Here is a 16,856-nt window from a genome sequence, read left to right on the forward strand (position 1 = left end):
CGTCACAGACGACGGCGAGGGAATGCGGGTGAAAGTAGGCTGTTGCCACCCCTGCACGGCATCCACAGCACTCGGATGCCTTCGGCCTGCGAAAGGACACCCCGCAATGCTGCGCCGCACCGCCCTCGCCACGAGCGCGCTCCTGATCGGAGCTCTCCTGCTCACCTCGTGCACCGGCACCGACACCTCCCCCGCTCCGACGGGTGAAGCCGACCCGAACGGCACCCTCACGGTGGGGCTGAGCCTCGAGCCGACCAACCTCGACATCCGCCACACCAGCGGCGCCTCTCTCGAGCAGGCGCTCATCGACAACGTCTACCAGGGTCTGGTCACCCGCAACGGCGACGAGAACAACGCGATCGTCCCCGCCCTGTCGACCGCGTGGACGATCTCGCCCGACGGCCTCACCTACACCTTCACCCTGCGCGAGGGCGTGACCTTCCACGACGGCAGCGCGCTGACCGCCGACGACGTCGTCACGTCGCTGCAGACGACGAAGGACGACGCGACGATCCAGAACAGCGCCGACCTGGCGAACGTGGCATCCATCTCCTCCCCCGATGCCTCGACCGTCGTGGTCACCCTCGCGCAGCCGAACATCGACTTCCTGTTCGCCCTCACGGGCCGTGCGGGGCTCATCTTCAAGAACGGCGACACGACCAACTTCCAGACCTCGGCCAACGGCACGGGCCCCTTCCGCGTGGAGTCCCGCAACGTCGGCCAGAGCGTGACGCTCGCGCGCTACGACGGCTACTGGGGCGCCAAGGCCGGAGTGGCCGAGGTCGTGCTCGATTACATCCCCGACCGCAACGCCGCCGTCAACGCCGCCGTCGCCGGCGATCTCGACGTCCAGCTCGAGGTCGACCCCGAGCTGCGCGGACAGATCGACGGGACGAACAACTTCACGATCGATTCCGGCCTCACCACCGACAAGGGCACGCTCGCGTTCAACAACGCCAAGGCCCCGCTCAACGATCAGCGCGTGCGCGAGGCGCTGCGCCTGGCGATCGACCACGACGCGCTGATCCAGACGCTCGGGTCGGGCGAGACCCTGTCGGGCCCGATCCCGCCGCTCGACCCCGGGTACGAAGACCTCTCGGGCAGCATCTCGTACAACCCCGACCGCGCACGCGAGCTGCTCGCGCAGGCCGGCGCCGAGAACCTCAACCTCACGCTGACGATCCCCAACGTCTACCCCGGCGCGATCTCGACCTTCCTCGTGTCGTCGTTCGCCGACGTGGGCGTCACCCTGCAGGTCAAGCAGGTCGACTTCTCGGCCTGGCTGCAGGACGTCTACCAGAACAAGGACTACGACCTCAGCTTCGTGCGCCACGTCGAGGCCCGCGACTTCGGCAACTGGGCGAACCCCTCGTACTACTTCGGCTACGACAACGCCGAGGTGCAGGGTCTCTACGCCCAGGCGCTGGCGACCACCGACGAGCAGCAGTCGTCCGACCTGCTCGCCGAGGCCGCGCGCATCGTGAGCGACGACGACGCCGCCGACTGGCTGTTCCTGTCGACGCCGCTCACCGCGGTCGGCACGAACGTGGCGAACTTCCCGAAGAACTCCCTCAACGTGCGACTGCCGCTGTCGGCTGTGACGGTCGCGTCGGAGTGATCCGTTACGCGCTGACACGGCTGGGCCTGCTCGTTCTGGGCCTGGCCGTGGCCAGCGTGCTGATCTTCGTCTCGCTGCGGGTGCTCCCCGGCGACGTCGCGCAGGTGATCGCCGGAACGCAGGCCACCCCCGAGCAGATCGCCGCCCTGCGCGCGAGCCTCGGACTCGACGCTCCCCTGTGGACGCAGTACGCCGACTGGATCGGCGGTCTGCTGCGCGGCGACCTCGGCACCTCTCTGCTCACGGGGACGTCGGTGAGCGCCGAGCTGATCGACAAGGCACGGGTCACCGTGCCCCTGTCGATCATGTCGCTGACGATCGCGCTGCTGATCGGCATTCCGTTCGGTGTGCTCTCCGCCCTCGGGCGCCGGCGTGCGGCGGGGGCAGCGCTCAGCGTCGCCGCGCAGGCGCTCGCGGCGGTGCCGGTGGTGTGGGCGGGACTCATGCTCGTGGTGGTGTTCGCCGTGGGGCTCGGGTGGTTGCCACCCCAGGGTTTCCCGCGCGCCGGCTGGAACGACCCCGCCGCCGCATTCCGCGCGCTCGTGCTGCCCGCGCTGACGATCGGCGTGATCGAGGGGGCCATGCTGCTGCGGTTCGTGCGCAGCGCGACCCTGCAGGCGATCGGCCAGGACTATGTGCGCACCGCCGCCGCCAAAGGCCTGACCCGCACGCGCGCGCTGCTCAGCCACGGTCTGCCCAACGTGGGCCTCTCGGTCATCACGGTGCTGGGGCTGCAGATCGCCGGGATCATCGTGGGAGCCGTCGTCATCGAGCAGCTCTTCACGCTCCCGGGCGTGGGCCGCATGCTCGTCACCGACGTCGCCTCGCGCGACCTGCCCAAGGTGCAGGGCGAGCTTCTCGCGGTGACCGGCTTCGTGCTCATCGTGGGCTTCGTGGTCGACCTCGCGCATCGCCTGATCGACCCTCGACAGCGGGAGGCCGAGTGAACACCCTGAAACGCCTCTGGGGGCTGGGCACCGGCCGCTTCGGTCTCGTCATCGTGCTGCTCGTGCTGCTCGCCGCCGCGGTCTCGCTGGTGTGGACGCCGTTCGACCCCGCCGCCGTCGACGCCCGCGCGCGGTGGACGGATCCCTCGTGGCCCCACGTGCTGGGCACCGACGACAGCGGCCGCGACATCGCAAGCCTCCTGCTCGCCGGCGCCCGCACGACGGTGGTCGTCGCGGTCGGGGCGGGGGTCGTGGCATCCGTCATCGGCATCGCCCTCGGCGCCCTCGGCGCCCTCACGACCCGGTGGGTGCGCGAGAGCGTCTCGGTGCTCGTCGACATCCTCATCGCCTTCCCGGTGCTGATCATCGCGATGATGATCTCGGCCGTGTGGGGCGGGTCGCTGTTCGTGGTCATCTGGTCGGTGGGCATCGGGTTCGGCGTCAACGTCGCCCGCGTCACCCGGCCCGAGCTGCGCCGCGTACTGCACAGCGACTTCGTGCTCGCCGGGCGGGCCAGCGGGCTCTCGACCTGGCAGAACCTCACGCGGCACCTGCTGCCCAACGTCGCGCCCGTGTTCATCGTGCAGCTGTCGTGGGGCATGGCCGTGGCCGTGCTCGCCGAGGCGGGACTGTCGTACCTCGGGTTCGGCGCCCCCGTCACGCAGCCGTCGTGGGGCGTGCTGCTGAACAGCCTGCAGCCCTACATCGCCGTGCACCCGCTCACGGTGGTGTGGCCGGGGCTGGCGATCACCCTGACCGTGCTCGGACTCAACCTGCTGGGCGACGCCCTGCGCGAGGCGGCCGACCCGACGCTCGCCGAGCGCGCGCCGTCGGCACGGACGCATGTTCCGGGGGTGGTCGCATGAGCCTCGAGGTGACCGACCTGCGCATCGAGATCGGCGGCCGGGCCGTCGTCGACGGCATCTCGTTCGCGGTGCCCGACGGCGCACGCGTGGGGCTCATCGGCGAATCGGGCTCGGGCAAGTCGCTGACGGCCCTCGCCATCCTCGGGTTGCTGCCCGACGGGGCCGTGGCCTCCGGCAGCGTGCGGTGGAACGACCGCGAGATCCTCGGACTCCCCGACCGCGAGCTCGCGCGCCTGCGTGGCGACGACATCGGCATCGTCTTCCAGGAGCCCCGCACGGCCCTCAACCCCATCCGCACGGTGGGTCGCCAGATCGGCGAGTCGGTGCGGATCCACGAGAAGGTGTCGAAGCGCGAGGCCCTCGCCCGCGCGGTCGTCGAGGCCGAGCGCGTGGCCCTCCCCGACCCCGAACACCTCGTCTCGCGCTACCCGCACCAGCTTTCCGGCGGCCAGCGCCAGCGCGTCGCGATCGCGATGGCCCTCGCGTGCCGCCCGCGCCTGCTCATCGCCGACGAGCCGACCACCGCCCTCGACGTCACGATCCAAGCCGGGATCCTCTCGCTGCTGCGCTCCCTCGTGCACGACGCCGGCATGTCGCTGGTGTTCATCACGCACGATCTCGCGGTGCTCGCGCAGGTGGCCACGCATGCCGTCGTGCTCGAGCACGGCCGCGTCGTCGAACAGGGCGCCGTCGAAGAACTGCTGCGCGCGCCGTCGTCGCCCGTCACGCAGGCTCTGCTGCGCGATGCGACCGCGACGCTGTGGCATCCCGAGACCGGAACTCCCACCGCGATCCCGGAGGCCGCGACGCCCCAGCCGGCGCAGGGCTCGGGCGAACGGCATCCGGAATCGACCCCGGATGCCGCGGCACAGGGCTCCGCGCCGGATGCAGGCGCCGGTCGGCCCGACGCGACCCCGGCGGGTCCGGCCGACGCGCGGGATGCTGGCCGGCGGCCGCCCGAGACCGGGCCGGACGAGGAGGACACGCCGTGAGCGAGACGCTGATCCGCGCGCGGGGACTCTCGCGCACCTACCCCGCGCCGCGCGGCAGAGGATTCGGCCGCCCCGAGCGCACCGTCGGGCTGAGCGACGTCGACGTCTCGGTGCGGGAAGGCTCCGCCGTCGGGATCATCGGCGAATCGGGCTCGGGCAAGTCGACGCTCGTGCGCCTGCTGCTCGGACTCGACGTGCCCACCGCGGGCACCATCGAGGTCGAGGGACGCCCCGTCGACGCGCGCGGATCGGCGCGCTCGCTGCACTGGCTCCGCCGTACGACCGGCATCGTGTTCCAAGACCCGTACGCCTCGCTCGACCCGCGCATGAACGTCGAGCGCATCGTCGGCGAACCGCTGTGGGCGCTCGGCATCGAGGGCGACCGCCGCGCCCGCGTGCGCGAAGTGCTCGAGCAGGTGGGCCTCGAGGCCGACATGGCCACGCGCTTCCCGCACGAGTTCTCGGGCGGTCAGCGCCAGCGCATCGCCCTCGCGCGCGCGATCGTGCATCGTCCGCGCATCCTCGTCGGCGACGAGCCGCTCTCGGCCCTCGACGTCACGGTGCGCGCGCAGATCCTGCGCCTGCTGGCGCGGCTGCGGACCGAGGAGCAGCTGACCCTCGTGCTCGTCTCGCACGACATCGGCGTGGTGCAGAACGTCTGCGACCAGGTCGTCGTGATGAAAGACGGCCGCATCGTCGAGCAGGGACCGACCGAGAAGGTGCTGCTGCAGCCGCAGGCGGCGTACACGCGGCAGCTGCTGGCGTCGATTCCGACACTGCCGGCCTGACACTCGCCCGCCGGCGGTCACGAGAACAGGAGAGTGTCACCGGAACAGGCCGTTCCGGCGCGGATCGCCCTGTTCTCGTCGCATCTCCTGTTCTGGTGACGGATGCCGGCGGATCGGCCGTTCGGCACGGTCGCGCACGCGCCGATCAAGGGATCCCGCGATGTCGGAGGTCGGCGCTACCCTCGGCGCATGACCCCCGGTATCGTCCCCCCGTTCCTGCTCGACCGACTCGCCTCCACCGACGACCCGCGCATGGCCCGGGCCGCGGAAGCGGCGCGCAAGACCCTCGCCGTGCCGCGGCCGACGCGTCCGACACGATCCCGCCTGCGACTCTCGATCGAGGGCGACACCCTCGTGGCCGAGACCGGGCCGGCGCCCGATCGCATCATCTCCGACGCGGCGAACACCGAGAACCTGCCGGGCCGTCGCGTGCGCAGCGAAGACGACGCCCCCTCGGGCGACGCCGCCGTCGACGAGGCCTACGACGGCCTCGGCGAGACCTACGACTTCTTCTGGGAGGCCTTCGCCCGCGACGGCATCGACGCCGCCGGCGGGTCGCTGCTGGCCACCGTGCACTTCGGCGACGACTACGACAACGCGTTCTGGAACGGCGAGCGCATGGTCTTCGGCGATGGCGACGGCGACGTGTTCGTCGGGTTCACCCGGTCGCTCAGCGTGATCGCGCACGAGCTCGCTCACGGCGTCACCGAGGCCTCCGGCGGGCTCGAGTACCAGGGGCAGTCGGGCGCGCTCAACGAGTCACTGTCCGACGTGTTCGGTGCCCTCGCCGAACAGCACCACCTCCGCCAGAGCGCCGACGAGGCGTCGTGGCTCATCGGCGAGGGCATCTTCGCCGCCGCCGTGCAGGGCGAGGCCCTCCGCTCGATGAAGGCGCCGGGCACTGCCTACGACGACGACGTGCTCGGCACAGACCCGCAGCCGGCGCACATGCGCGACTACGTCGAGACGAGCGATGACAACGGCGGGGTGCACATCAACTCCGGCATCCCGAACAAGGCCTTCTACCTCGCCGCGACCGCGCTCGGCGGGTTCGCGTGGGAGCGCGCCGGTCTCATCTGGTACCGCACGATCACCGCCGGCACCCTGTCGCCCACCGCCGACTTCTCGGCGTTCGCGACCGCCACCCTGTCGGCCGCGGCCAGCGAGTACGGTGAGGAGTCGGAGGAGGTCGCCGCCGTCCGCGCCGCGTGGGCCGGGGTCGGCGTCGAGGAGGATGCCGCAGCCTGACACCGAGGACGACACCGAGAGCGCGGAGCGCTTCGTCGTCATCGTCGTGCGCTCGGGCGGTCTCGCGGGCCTGACGAAGCAGTGGCGGGCCGAGCCCGACCCCGAGGGTGCCCCGCACTGGCGTGCGCTGGTCGAGAGTTGCCCGTGGGACGCAGCCGCCGAGCCCTCCCCCGGAGCCGACCGCTACAGCTGGCGCATCGAGGTGCACCACGGCGACAAGGCCGTGCACGAGGTGCGCCTCGGCGACACCCAGGTCGCGGGCCCGTGGCGCGCGCTCGTCGACGAGGTGCGCCGCGCCGCGCCCGCGACGCCGGTCCGCCGGTAGCCGCCGGCTCAGCCACCTCGCATCAGAGGTCCCCGAGCGTGTCGAAGGGGCCGGTACCCGCTCGGCGACCGGCGGCTTCGACAGGCTCAGCCACCTCGCACGCGGCAACCGGGGGCTTTGACAGGCCCAGCCACCTCGCACGCGGCAACCGGCGGCTTCGACAGGCTCAGCCACCTCGCACGCGGCGGCGAAGCGCGTCAGCCGAACAGCCGCCGGCGGGGCTTCTTCTTCGAGGGGATGCTCTTCTGCAGGTACACCACGCCCAGCCAGCGCCCGAACTTGAAGCCGACGCGTCCCATGCGTCCGACCTCGGTGAAGCCGAGCTTCTCGTGCAGCGCGATCGAGGCGTCGGCGCCCTTGTCGCTGATCGCGGCGACCATCTCGCGGATGCCCAGCTCTTGGCAGGCCGCCAGCAGCGCCTCGAGCAGCGCGCGACCGAGACCCTTGCCCGCGGCCGCCTGACCGAGGTAGATCGAGTTCTCGACCGTGTAGCGGTACGCCGACTTCGACTGCCACGGCTGCACGAGGGCGTAGCCGAGGATCTGTCCACTCGGCGACTGTGCAACGAGGAACGGCAGCCCGAGCTTGTCGAGCGTGGCGTACTTGTCGCGCCACTTCGCGATCGACCACGCCTTCTCGTCGAAGGTCACCACGGAGTTGCGCACGTAGTAGTTGTAGATCTCGCGGATGTCGGGGATGTCGGCGGGAGTGGCCGGCCGGATCTCGTACGAGAACGGACGCTCGGGCGCGGGCGTCTTGCGCAGGTGCGCCGGCAGACGGCGACGGCTCTTCTCGTACTCCTCTTCCAGCACCCCGCCACTCTACGGGCGTCGCCGTTTCACGCGTATGACGTCGCGCGTGCGTCGACGACGCCGGATGCCGGGACCCCGGGCCGACGTCTCGGTCGCCGCCCGCGGCATCCGGTCGCTCCGATCAGAGCGTCGCGGCCCCGCTCACGCCGGGATGCGCCAGTCGACGGCATCCGCCCCCTGCTCCTCCAGCAGCGCGTTGACGCGCGAGAACGGCCGGGAGCCGAAGAAGCCGCGACTGGCCGACAGCGGCGAGGGATGCGGAGACGACACGATCGCGGTGTCACCGAGCAGCGGCGTGAGCCCCTGGGCGTCCTTGCCCCACAGCACCGCCACGAGCGGGGCGTCGCGCGCGACGAGGCAGCGGATCGCGTGCTCGGTCACCCGCTCCCAGCCCCAGCCGCGGTGCGAGGCCGGGGCGCCGGGCGCGACCGTGAGCACACGGTTCAGCAGCATGACCCCCTGCGCCGACCAGGCCGAGAGGTCGCCGTGCGCGGCGGGGGCGATCCCGAGATCGTCGGAGAGCTCGCGGTAGATGTTCGACAGGCTGCGCGGCAGCGGACGCACGTGCGGATCGACCGCGAACGACAGGCCGATGGGGTGCCCGGGCGTGGGATAGGGGTCCTGACCGACGATGAGCACGCGCACCGCGTCGAGCGGCGTGCGGAAGGCGCGCAGCACGAGGTCGCCCGCCGGAAGGTAGGGCGCGCCGTCCGAGCGCAGCCTCTCGCCGAGCGCGGAGATGTCGGCGGCCACGGGTTCGAGGGGCTGCACCCACGAGCGGTCGATCAGACCGGCATCCGCCAGCTCGCTGAGCGAATGCGCCGTCACGCCGCGTCCTCTTCGCTCACCGACCCCTGGTGCGACCACGGGAAGTCGATCCACAGCGAGGTGTCCTTCCACGCGTAGTCGGGGGTGACCACGGTCGTGGGCTTGGTGTAGATGACGGCCGAGCGGGCCTCGGCGCCGTGGCGATCGAGCAGCTTCACGGCGAGGTCGAGCGTGCGACCGCTGTCGGCGACGTCGTCGACGAGCAGCACCCGCCGCCCCTCGAGGTACGACAGGTCGAGGGCGGGCGGCAGCACCTCGGGGGCATCGAGCACCGTACCCACGCCCGTGTAGAACTCGACGTTCAGCGCCCCGCAGTTCTTCACTCCCAAGCCGTACGCGATGGCGCCGCCGGGCAGGAGTCCCCCGCGAGCGATGGCGACGACCACCTCGGGCTGGAATCCGTCGGCCACGATCGCCCGCGAGATCTCGCGCGTGGCGGCCCCGAAATCGTCCCAGCTCAGGCGCTCGCGTTCGTCCGTCACGGCGGACTCCTTTCATCGACTGTTCTCACCCTAGGTCTTTCCGCGAGGGGGCCCGGGCGCGGTGCTAGGGTCTCGCCATGTCGCGCATCTCCAGTGCGGTCGGACGCGTGCGCACCTCGGCGCTCGGCGTGACCGCGGGTCTGATCGGGTGGTTCGTGCTCGTGGAGCTCGCCAGCGGAATCCTGCAGGGGTACTACGTGCCACTGCTCCCCGACATCGTCGGACACCTCGGCATCCGCGATGCCGACGTCAACTGGTTCGAAGCGGCGCAGCTGCTGCTGTCGGCCCTGGTCCTGCCGGTGCTGGCCAAGCTCGGCGACATGTTCGGGCACAAGCGCATCCTGCTGTTCGCGGCGATCGCGACGGCCGCCGCCAGCTGGTGGCTCGTGTTCGCCGACTCGTTCACGACCTTCCTGCTCGCCTGGGCGCTGCAGGGCTTCTACGTGGTGTGGCTGCCGCTCGAGATCGCGCTCATCTTCGACCGCGGCCGGCGCGCGAGTCGCGGGTCGTCGCAGACGCGTCGCGCGGCGGGCCTGCTCGTGGTCGGCCTGCACGCGGGCGCGATCATCGGCGCCCTCGCCGCGGGCCGTCTGTTCACGGCGACCGGCGGCGATCTGAAGCTCGCCCTCGCCGTCCCCGCGATCGTGGTCAGCGCGATCGCGGTGGTCATCTGGCTGGGCGTCCCCGAGTCCGAGCGCGCCGGCGGTGAGCGCCGTCTGGACCTGCGCGGGTTCGTCATCCTCGCCGCGGCCCTGCTGTGCGTCACCGGGGCCCTGTCGTTCGTCCGGCTCCCCGCCGGTCCCGGACCGGTCGCGATCATCGCGCTGCTGGTGGCGGGCGTGGCGCTGGGCGCATGGTTCGTGCGGTTCGAGCTGCGTCAGCCCGATCCGGCGATCGACATCCGCGTGCTGCGCCGCCCGGAGATGTGGCCCGTGCAGGCCACCGCGTTCCTCGTGGGCATCAGCCTGCTGGGCGCCCAGGGACCGCTCGCGACCTACATGGGCACCGACCCCGCCCTCGGCTACGGCCTGGGTCTCGATGCCACCGACCGCTCGAACGTGATCGGCGTGTACCTGCTCTCGCTGATCGTCGGCGCGGTGCTGTTCGCCGTGACCTCCCGCCGGGCGAGCCCGCGCCTCACGCTCATCGGCGCCGCGGCCCTCGTCGGCATCGGGTACGGGCTCCTGCTGCCCCTGCACACCGGCCTGATCCCGACGCTGGCCTGCTTGATCGTGGCCGGACTCGGATCGGGCGCCCTGGTGGCGGCCATGCCCGCGGCCGCCGCCGCCGCGGCCCCGCGCGGGCAGACCGGCGTGGCCTCGGCCCTGACCAACACGACGAAGACGATCGGCGGTTCGATGTCGTCGGCGATCTTCGGCGTCGTGCTCGCCGGGGCCGCGGGAGCGGCGGTCGGTACGGCTGCGCCCCTCGCCGGTTATCTGACCGTCTGGGTCATCTGCAGTGCCGGCGGATTCGTCGCGGCCGTGCTGCTGTTCTTCGTGCCGAAGGTGGCGTTCGCGGATGCCGCCGAGGCCGAGGTCGCGGCCAGCGCAGCCCGCGGCGAGGTGGCCTGAGCCCGCGGCATCCGCCCCCGAAACGCCGAGCGGTCAGCGGGTCTGCAACGGACCCCGCGCCAGCAGGTGCTGCGCCGACTGCGCGACGGGACGCACCGTGACCAGGTCGAGGTTGACGTGGCCCGGCGCGTCGAGCGCGTAGGCGATCACGTCGGCCACGTCGTGGGCCGACAGCGGCGCCTCGACGCCCTCGTAGAGCTTGTCGGCGGCGTCCTTGTCTCCGCCGAGGCGGTTGAGCGTGAACTCCTCGGTGCGCACCATGCCCGGGGCGATCTCGATCACGCGGAGGGGTTCGCCGTTGAGCTCCTGACGCAGAGCGTGCACGAGCATCGCCTCCCCCGCCTTCGCGGCGTTGTACCCGCCGCCGCCGGGGTACGCCGTCTGCGCGGCCGTCGAGGTGACGAAGAGCAGGTCGGCGTGGCCCTCGTCGTCGGCCGCGCGCCGCAGCTGCGGGAGGAGGGCGGCGGTCAGTCGCTGGCTCGAGAGCACGTTCGCCTCGAACATCCAGCGCCAGTCGTCGGCCGCGCCGTCTTCGATGCGGTCGCTGCCCCGCGCGCCGCCGGCGACGTGCACGAGGGCGTCGACGCCACCCGTCTGGTCGAGCCACGCCGCGAGGGCGGCGACGGCGTCGGCGTCGGTGAGGTCGGCCGCGTGCGCGACGATGCCGGTCTCGGCCTCGAGCGCGTCGAGACGCTCGGCCCGACGGGCGACGCCCACGACATCCCATCCGCGCTCGCGGAGCAGGCGTGCGGTCGCCTCTCCGATTCCCGAACTGGCCCCGGTCACCACTGCACGTCGCGTCATGGCATCCACGCTAGCGCCCTCCTCCGACACCGCCGTCCGCGTCGCGCGGAGCGCTGTTACGGCCTGTGTCCGGGGCGCTTGTCGGTGTCGGAGGTCATCCCTACGCTCGCAACAGGCCACGGCGACCGCCCGGCCTCCAGAAGCTGAGGAGCAGTCATGTCGGCACCCGAGAACTGGCGTTTCGAGACCAAGCAGATCCACACCGGCGCTCAGCCCGACCCGGTGACCAAGGCCCGCGCCACCCCGATCTACCAGACCACCTCGTACGTGTTCGACAACGCCGACCACGCTGCGAACCTGTTCGCGCTGGCCGAGTTCGGAAACATCTACACGCGCATCCAGAACCCCACGCAAGACGTCGTCGAGCAGCGCGTCGCGGGCCTCGAGGGCGGCACCGGCGCCCTCCTCGTCGCCAGCGGCCAGGCGGCCGAGACCTTCGCCGTGCTCAACATCGCCCAGGCGGGCGACCACATCGTCTCGTCGAGCTCGATCTACGGCGGTACCTACAACCTCTTCAAGTACACCCTCGCCAAGCTCGGCATCGAGACGACCTTCGTCGAGAACCAGGACGACCCCGAGGAGTGGCGCGCGGCGGTGCGCCCCAACACGAAGCTGTTCTTCGCCGAGACCATCGGCAACCCCAAGATCAACGTGCTCGACATCCGCTCGGTCGCCGACATCGCGCACGAGGCCGGCGTGCCGCTCATCGTCGACAACACGATCGCGACCCCGTACCTCATCCGCCCCTTCGAGCACGGCGCCGACATCATCGTCCACTCGGCGACCAAGTTCCTCGGCGGGCATGGCACCACGATCGGCGGCGTCATCGTCGACGGCGGCACCTTCGCGTGGTCGGAGCACTCCGACCGCTTCCCCGGCCTCACGACCCCCGACCCCTCGTACCACGGCGCGGTCTACACCCAGGCGGTCGGCGACGGCCTCGCCTACATCATCAAGGCGCGCGTGCAGCTGCTGCGCGACCTCGGCGCCTCGATCTCGCCGCAGAGCGCGTGGCAGCTGATCCAGGGCATCGAGACGCTGTCGCTGCGCGTCGAGCGCCACGTGCAGAACGCACAGGAGATCGCGGAGTGGCTCGAGTCGCACCCCGACGTCGCGACCGTGAACTACTCGGGCCTGCCGACCTCGCCCTGGTACGCGGCGGCCAACAACTACGCCCCCAAGGGCGTCGGCGCGGTGCTGTCGTTCGAGCTGAAGGGCGGCGTCCAGGCGGGCCGCGAGTTCGTCAACTCGCTGAGCCTGTTCAGCCACCTCGCCAACATCGGCGACGTGCGCTCGCTGGTCATCCACCCGGCATCCACCACGCACTCGCAGCTCACGCCCGAGCAGCAGCTCACCGCGGGTGTCACCCCGGGCCTGGTGCGCCTGTCGGTGGGGCTCGAGAACATCGACGACCTCAAGGCCGACCTCGACCAGGCCCTCGCCGCCGCGCGTCGCCTGTCCGAGGCCGCCCGCGCCTGAGTTTCCCGCGCCTGGGCCGAGCACACGCCCGGGCCGAACACGCGCGAACGCCCCGCCCCGGTCCGCCGGGTCGGGGCGTTCGCGCGTGCGCCCACGTGCGTGAGGGGTCAGAATGTGTCGCCGAGCCGCGCGCGAGGCGACAGAAACCGACCCCTCACGCGGAGGCGGTCACACCTTCTGGCGCGGCCGCAGGCTGCCCAAGCCCCCGTCGACGCCGAGCACCTGGCCGGTCATCCACGCGTTCTCGGGTGCGAGGAGGAACTCCACTGCGCGCGCGACGTCGTCGGGCTCGCCGAGGCGCCCGAGCGGGTGCATGGCCTCCGACACCTTGCGCGACATGTCGCTCGCGGTGAGCTTCTCGGTCAACCGCGTCTGCACGAGGCCCGGGGCCACGGCGTTCACGCGCAGCCCGTGCGCGGCGTAGCTCGCGGCGGCCGACAGGGTGAGGCCGATCACCCCGGCCTTCGCCGCAGCGATGCCGTCGTGGTTCGGAAGACCTGCGAGGGCCGCCGCCGACGACACCAGCACCACCGCTCCCCCGTCGCGCATGTGGGATCCTGCGGCGCGGACGGCGGCGAACGCCGTGGTGAGCGAGGCCGCGATGAGCTCGTCGTACTGCTCGCGAGAGGTCAGGTGCGCGGGCTTGAGCAGCATCGAGCCCGCGAACACCGCGATGCCGTCGAGCTCGCCCGCCTCGCCGACGACCCGGTCGACGGCGTCGAAGTCGGTGGCATCCAGGGTGAAATCGGGTTCGATCCGCGAGGAATCCCGCGCGGTGGTCACGACGCGGTGTCCCGCGCCCTGCAGTCGTTTCGCCGTCGCCTGACCGATGTCGCTCGAGGCCGCGATGAGAAGGAAGTTCGCCATGCCGGGATCATGACGACCGCACCCGGGAGAGAACGGGTTCTTGACAACCCCCGTCGCCGTGGTGAGCGACCGTAACAGTCCGGTCGACCCCTCCGACACCGGAGAGAATGGATGCCATGGACTGGCAGATCTCCGAAGACACGGTGCCCTCGGCCCCGGTGACGGAGGCGGACGCCCGCTCCCTCCTCGGCCGGCCCCCCGCGACCGGAGCCTGGCGCGACGGCGACCCCGTCGGCGACCGCCGCTTCGCCTCGTTCGGCGAATTCCGCACCGAGACGGGGGGCACGCTCCCCGGCATCCGTCTCGCCTATGAGACCTGGGGTGAGCTTTCGCCCGCGCGCGACAATGCCGTGTTGATCCTGCACGCCCTCACCGGCGACAGCCACGTGCGCGGAGCGGCCGGACCCGGACACGCCACCGCCGGCTGGTGGAGCGACCTCGTGGGCCCGGGGGCCGCGATCGACACCGCCCGCTTCTTCGTGGTCGCCCCGAACATGCTGGGCGGATGCCAGGGCTCGACCGGTCCTGCGAGCATCGCCCCCGACGGGTACGAGTGGGCCTCCCGCTTCCCCTACCTGACCATCCGCGACCAGGTGTCGGCGCAGGCGCTGCTGGCCGATCAGCTCGGCATCGGCAGCTGGCACGCCGTCGTCGGCGGATCGATGGGCGGCATGCACGCGATCGAGTGGGCGGTCGGTCACCCCGACCGCGTCGAGCGCGCCGCGATCCTCTCCGCCCCGCCGATCACGACGGCCGACCAGATCGCGCTGAACTCCGTTCAGATGGACACCGTGCGCATGGACCCCCGCTTCGCCGGCGGCGAGTACTACGACGCGGGCGACGGCGACGGCCCGCACCGCGGTCTCGCGCTCGCGCGCCGCATGGCGCTGCTCAACTACCGCAGTCCCACCGAGCTCAACTCGCGCTTCCAGCGCTCGTGGCAGTCGGGGGTCAGCCCGCTGGGCCGCGGCGGACGCTTCGCGGTCGAGTCGTACCTCGACTTCCACGGCAACAAGTTCACCCGCCGCTTCGACGCGAACAGCTACCTGACCCTCGTCGAGGCGATGAACTCGCACGACGTCGGCCGTGATCGCGACGGCGTCGACGACGCACTCGGCCGCGTCACCGCGACCACGCTGGTGCTCGGGATCGACAGCGACCGCCTGTTCCCCATCGACGGCCAGCACCGCATCGCCCGCGGCATCCGCAACACCCTCGACGGCGACGCGGCGGTCGTGCTCTCGAGCGACTTCGGCCACGACGGCTTCCTCATCGAGACCGCCGCGGTGGCGACGCACCTCCGCCGCCTCTTCGCGAGCTGACGATTCCGGATGCCGCCGCCTCGACCGCCCGCGTCAGCGCTGCGTCGGGATCGAGCCGGTGATGGCGGTCTGCGCGGCCTCGGCCGCCGGTATCCGGTGCGCGGGGTGCCGGCCGCTGCGGTCCTCGACCCGGTAGGCGACGAACGCCACGGCGAGTCCGCCGATCGCGAGCACGGCGCCGACCCACGCGGGGGCCACGAGCCCGAGGCCCGCGGCGATCGCGAGACCGCCGAGGAACGCGCCGAGGCTGTTGCCGATGTTCAGCGCCGAGTGGTTGAGGGCCGCGGCGATCGACTGGTTGTCTTCGGCGACGTCCATGAGTCGCGTCTGGATCGACGGGCTGAGCGCTGAGCCGCAGAACGCCACGAGGAAGGCGAACAGCACGAGGCTCACGATCCAGCCGGCCGTCAGGGCGAGACCGACGGATGCCACGCCCAGGGCGATCAGCCCGACGAAGAGCCAGAACCGCAGGTCTTTGTCGGCGAGCGCGCCTCCGACGATGTTGCCGATGGTCATGCCGATCCCGACGATGACGAGCACGACCGACACCGCCCACTCGGGCTGGCCGGCGACGTCGGTGATCATGGGCGCGATGTAGCTGTACATGGCGAAGAACCCGCCGAAGCCGACCGCGCCGATGCCGAGGGCGAACCAGACCTGCCCGATGCGGAACACCCGCATCTCGTCGCGCAGGCGTCGTCCGGGGGTTCCGGGGTGCTTCGGCACGAAGAACGCGATGCACACCGTCGCGAGGGCGAAGATGCCCGCGACGACGGCGAAGGCGGCGCGCCATCCGACCTGCTGGCCGAGCAGGGTGCCCAGCGGCACGCCCACGACGTTCGCGATCGTGAGGCCCGTGAGCACGAAGGCCACTCCCTTGGCGCGGTTGCCGGGGCCGAGCACGTCGGCGGCGACGAGGGCGCCGATGCCGAAGTACGCCCCGTGCGGGAGTCCGGCGAGGAAGCGGGATGCCGCGACCAGCTCGAACGTCGGGGCGATCACGGTCAGCAGGGTGAAGAACGCCAGCGCTGCCGCCAGCACGATCATCACGCGGTGGCGAGGGAAGCGCGCGACCGAGCCCGCGATGGTGGGGGCGCCGACCACCACGCCGAGCGCGTAGAGGGAGATGAGCCACCCGGCCTGCGCGATGGCGTCGTCGGGCGACGCCGCGTAGGCGGTGGGCAGCAGATCGCGGCCGATGTTGGGCAGCAGGCCCATCACCACGAATTCGGTCATGCCGATGCCGAAGCTGCCGATGGCAAGAGAAAGGAGCGCCCGCATCGCCGCACCTCTCGAGGTCGTCGAAGAGGTCACCAGGCGATGCTAGTCGTGACGACGGCACGGGTCGAATCGTTTCGGGACCCGGGTGTGGCGGCCCGCGACGGCTCCTCCCCCGACGGCAGATCGGGTGAACTTTCCCCCGATGCGGCTTCTGGGCCGTCTGGGCGACGCATCCGACTGTCACGCTGGTCTCCACCGCAGACGAGAAGGGCACCGATCATGACCGAACCGCAGTCCTGGGTCCTCATCGGCACGTTCGCAGCGGCCATCCTCGGGGGAATGACCTTCACGACCAGGCTCATCACGACCACGCTCACCCAGGTCATCACCGCGAACACCGATCGGCTCGACGTCAAGATCGACGCGAGGTGCAACGAACTGGGCATGAAGATCGACACCGTCGAAGCCGTCCTGAACCACAAGATCGACGGTGTGGAGAGCAGACTCAACGCGAAGATCGACAGCGTCGAAGCCGGGCTCAAAGCGAAGATCGACGGCGTCGAGGGTCGGCTCCGGGGCGACATGGCCCGCATCGACGCCGACGTGACAGCGATCACGAAACGCATCTGGAACGACCCGCCGCGCGACTGAGGCAGGGGCCCTGCCACGCCGAACGGGCGTCC

The 16,856-nt window shown here is 71.4% G+C and carries 16 protein-coding genes and 1 pseudogene; 11 read left to right on the forward strand and 6 right to left on the reverse strand.

Annotated features, from left to right (window positions below):
- Positions 1 to 106 precede the first annotated feature (106 nt).
- The 7 genes and pseudogenes from FS769_RS01940 to FS769_RS01970 all read left to right on the forward strand — a co-directional run bounded on the left by FS769_RS01940 (position 107) and on the right by FS769_RS01970 (position 6,784).
- On the forward strand, positions 107 to 1,618 hold the full coding sequence (locus tag FS769_RS01940) for an ABC transporter substrate-binding protein (RefSeq protein WP_144828690.1): 1,512 nt from the start codon (positions 107 to 109) through the stop codon (positions 1,616 to 1,618).
- The gene (locus tag FS769_RS01945; RefSeq protein WP_144828693.1) at positions 1,615 to 2,565 is read left to right on the forward strand and encodes an ABC transporter permease; all 951 of its coding nucleotides are present in this window, start codon (positions 1,615 to 1,617) and stop codon (positions 2,563 to 2,565) included. The genes FS769_RS01940 and FS769_RS01945 overlap by 4 nt, the downstream gene beginning before the upstream one ends.
- The gene (locus FS769_RS01950) at positions 2,562 to 3,431 is read left to right on the forward strand and encodes an ABC transporter permease (RefSeq protein WP_144828696.1); all 870 of its coding nucleotides are present in this window, start codon (positions 2,562 to 2,564) and stop codon (positions 3,429 to 3,431) included. The genes FS769_RS01945 and FS769_RS01950 overlap by 4 nt, the downstream gene beginning before the upstream one ends.
- A pseudogene (locus FS769_RS01955) lies at positions 3,428 to 4,204 on the forward strand (ATP-binding cassette domain-containing protein); the annotation flags it as partial. The gene FS769_RS01950 and the pseudogene FS769_RS01955, both read left to right, overlap by 4 nt.
- Before the next feature lie 215 nt (positions 4,205 to 4,419).
- Positions 4,420 to 5,211, forward strand: a complete 792-nt coding sequence (locus FS769_RS01960) for an ABC transporter ATP-binding protein (RefSeq protein WP_186325389.1) — start codon at positions 4,420 to 4,422, stop codon at positions 5,209 to 5,211.
- Between the two features lie 189 nt (positions 5,212 to 5,400).
- The gene (locus FS769_RS01965; RefSeq protein ID WP_144828702.1) at positions 5,401 to 6,459 is read left to right on the forward strand and encodes a M4 family metallopeptidase; all 1,059 of its coding nucleotides are present in this window, start codon (positions 5,401 to 5,403) and stop codon (positions 6,457 to 6,459) included.
- The gene (locus tag FS769_RS01970) at positions 6,446 to 6,784 is read left to right on the forward strand and encodes a protealysin inhibitor emfourin (protein ID WP_144828705.1); all 339 of its coding nucleotides are present in this window, start codon (positions 6,446 to 6,448) and stop codon (positions 6,782 to 6,784) included. Before FS769_RS01965 ends, FS769_RS01970 begins: the two co-directional genes overlap by 14 nt.
- A gap of 197 nt (positions 6,785 to 6,981) precedes the next feature.
- Here FS769_RS01970 and FS769_RS01975 read toward each other — a convergent pair whose 3' ends face one another.
- The 3 genes from FS769_RS01975 to FS769_RS01985 form a co-directional block, all read right to left on the reverse strand.
- Entirely contained in the window at positions 6,982 to 7,596 is a 615-nt protein-coding gene (locus FS769_RS01975; protein WP_144828708.1) for a GNAT family N-acetyltransferase, read from the reverse strand.
- Between the two features lie 141 nt (positions 7,597 to 7,737).
- Positions 7,738 to 8,424 carry a uracil-DNA glycosylase gene (locus FS769_RS01980; RefSeq protein ID WP_144828711.1) on the reverse strand — a complete coding sequence of 229 codons (687 nt, stop codon included), beginning with the start codon at positions 8,422 to 8,424 and terminating at the stop codon, positions 7,738 to 7,740.
- Positions 8,421 to 8,906 (reverse strand): phosphoribosyltransferase, encoded by a 486-nt coding sequence (locus FS769_RS01985; RefSeq protein WP_144828714.1) that lies wholly within the window; start codon positions 8,904 to 8,906, stop codon positions 8,421 to 8,423. Before FS769_RS01985 ends, FS769_RS01980 begins: the two co-directional genes overlap by 4 nt.
- 77 nt (positions 8,907 to 8,983) lie before the next feature.
- Here FS769_RS01985 and FS769_RS01990 point away from each other — a divergent pair, with 77 nt between their 5' ends.
- Positions 8,984 to 10,480: an MFS transporter gene (locus FS769_RS01990; RefSeq protein ID WP_186325390.1), complete on the forward strand. Its 1,497-nt coding sequence runs from the start codon at positions 8,984 to 8,986 to the stop codon at positions 10,478 to 10,480.
- Between the two features lie 33 nt (positions 10,481 to 10,513).
- Here the strand turns inward: FS769_RS01990 and FS769_RS01995 are convergent, their stop codons facing one another.
- Entirely contained in the window at positions 10,514 to 11,284 is a 771-nt protein-coding gene (locus FS769_RS01995; RefSeq protein WP_186325391.1) for an SDR family oxidoreductase, read from the reverse strand.
- A gap of 156 nt (positions 11,285 to 11,440) precedes the next feature.
- Between FS769_RS01995 and FS769_RS02000 the strand changes: the two genes are divergently transcribed.
- Positions 11,441 to 12,763 (forward strand): bifunctional o-acetylhomoserine/o-acetylserine sulfhydrylase, encoded by a 1,323-nt coding sequence (locus FS769_RS02000; RefSeq protein ID WP_144828717.1) that lies wholly within the window; start codon positions 11,441 to 11,443, stop codon positions 12,761 to 12,763.
- 168 nt (positions 12,764 to 12,931) lie between these two features.
- Here the strand turns inward: FS769_RS02000 and FS769_RS02005 are convergent, their stop codons facing one another.
- Positions 12,932 to 13,630 carry an SDR family NAD(P)-dependent oxidoreductase gene (locus tag FS769_RS02005; protein WP_144782242.1) on the reverse strand — a complete coding sequence of 233 codons (699 nt, stop codon included), beginning with the start codon at positions 13,628 to 13,630 and terminating at the stop codon, positions 12,932 to 12,934.
- Positions 13,631 to 13,746: 116 nt separating this feature from the next.
- On the opposite strand from FS769_RS02005, the gene FS769_RS02010 reads away from it, so the two are divergent.
- The gene (locus tag FS769_RS02010) at positions 13,747 to 14,952 is read left to right on the forward strand and encodes a homoserine O-acetyltransferase (RefSeq protein WP_144828720.1); all 1,206 of its coding nucleotides are present in this window, start codon (positions 13,747 to 13,749) and stop codon (positions 14,950 to 14,952) included.
- A 33-nt stretch (positions 14,953 to 14,985) separates the two neighbouring features.
- Here FS769_RS02010 and FS769_RS02015 read toward each other — a convergent pair whose 3' ends face one another.
- The gene (locus FS769_RS02015) at positions 14,986 to 16,233 is read right to left on the reverse strand and encodes an MFS transporter (RefSeq protein ID WP_144831761.1); all 1,248 of its coding nucleotides are present in this window, start codon (positions 16,231 to 16,233) and stop codon (positions 14,986 to 14,988) included.
- Positions 16,234 to 16,281: 48 nt separating this feature from the next.
- Between FS769_RS02015 and FS769_RS02020 the strand changes: the two genes are divergently transcribed.
- On the forward strand, positions 16,282 to 16,824 hold the full coding sequence (locus FS769_RS02020; protein ID WP_186325392.1) for a hypothetical protein: 543 nt from the start codon (positions 16,282 to 16,284) through the stop codon (positions 16,822 to 16,824).
- Positions 16,825 to 16,856: the final 32 nt, after the last annotated feature.

The sequence above is a fragment of the Microbacterium sp. BH-3-3-3 genome, from assembly GCF_007679045.1.
GTDB classification, from domain to species: Bacteria; Actinomycetota; Actinomycetes; order Actinomycetales; family Microbacteriaceae; genus Microbacterium; species Microbacterium algihabitans.

Excerpts from the sequence above, each read along its gene's own strand:
- FS769_RS01940 (WP_144828690.1), top strand. The coding sequence starts at position 107 with ATGCTGCGCCGCACCGCCCTCGCCACGAGCGCGCTCCTGATCGGAGCT.
- FS769_RS01965 (WP_144828702.1), top strand. The coding sequence starts at position 5,401 with ATGACCCCCGGTATCGTCCCCCCGTTCCTGCTCGACCGACTCGCCTCC.
- FS769_RS01970 (WP_144828705.1), top strand. The coding sequence starts at position 6,446 with ATGCCGCAGCCTGACACCGAGGACGACACCGAGAGCGCGGAGCGCTTC.
- FS769_RS01990 (WP_186325390.1), top strand. The coding sequence starts at position 8,984 with ATGTCGCGCATCTCCAGTGCGGTCGGACGCGTGCGCACCTCGGCGCTC.
- FS769_RS01995 (WP_186325391.1), bottom strand. The coding sequence starts at position 11,284 with ATGACGCGACGTGCAGTGGTGACCGGGGCCAGTTCGGGAATCGGAGAG.
- FS769_RS02000 (WP_144828717.1), top strand. The coding sequence starts at position 11,441 with ATGTCGGCACCCGAGAACTGGCGTTTCGAGACCAAGCAGATCCACACC.
- FS769_RS02005 (WP_144782242.1), bottom strand. The coding sequence starts at position 13,630 with ATGGCGAACTTCCTTCTCATCGCGGCCTCGAGCGACATCGGTCAGGCG.
- FS769_RS02010 (WP_144828720.1), top strand. The coding sequence starts at position 13,747 with ATGGACTGGCAGATCTCCGAAGACACGGTGCCCTCGGCCCCGGTGACG.
- FS769_RS02015 (WP_144831761.1), bottom strand. The coding sequence starts at position 16,233 with ATGCGGGCGCTCCTTTCTCTTGCCATCGGCAGCTTCGGCATCGGCATG.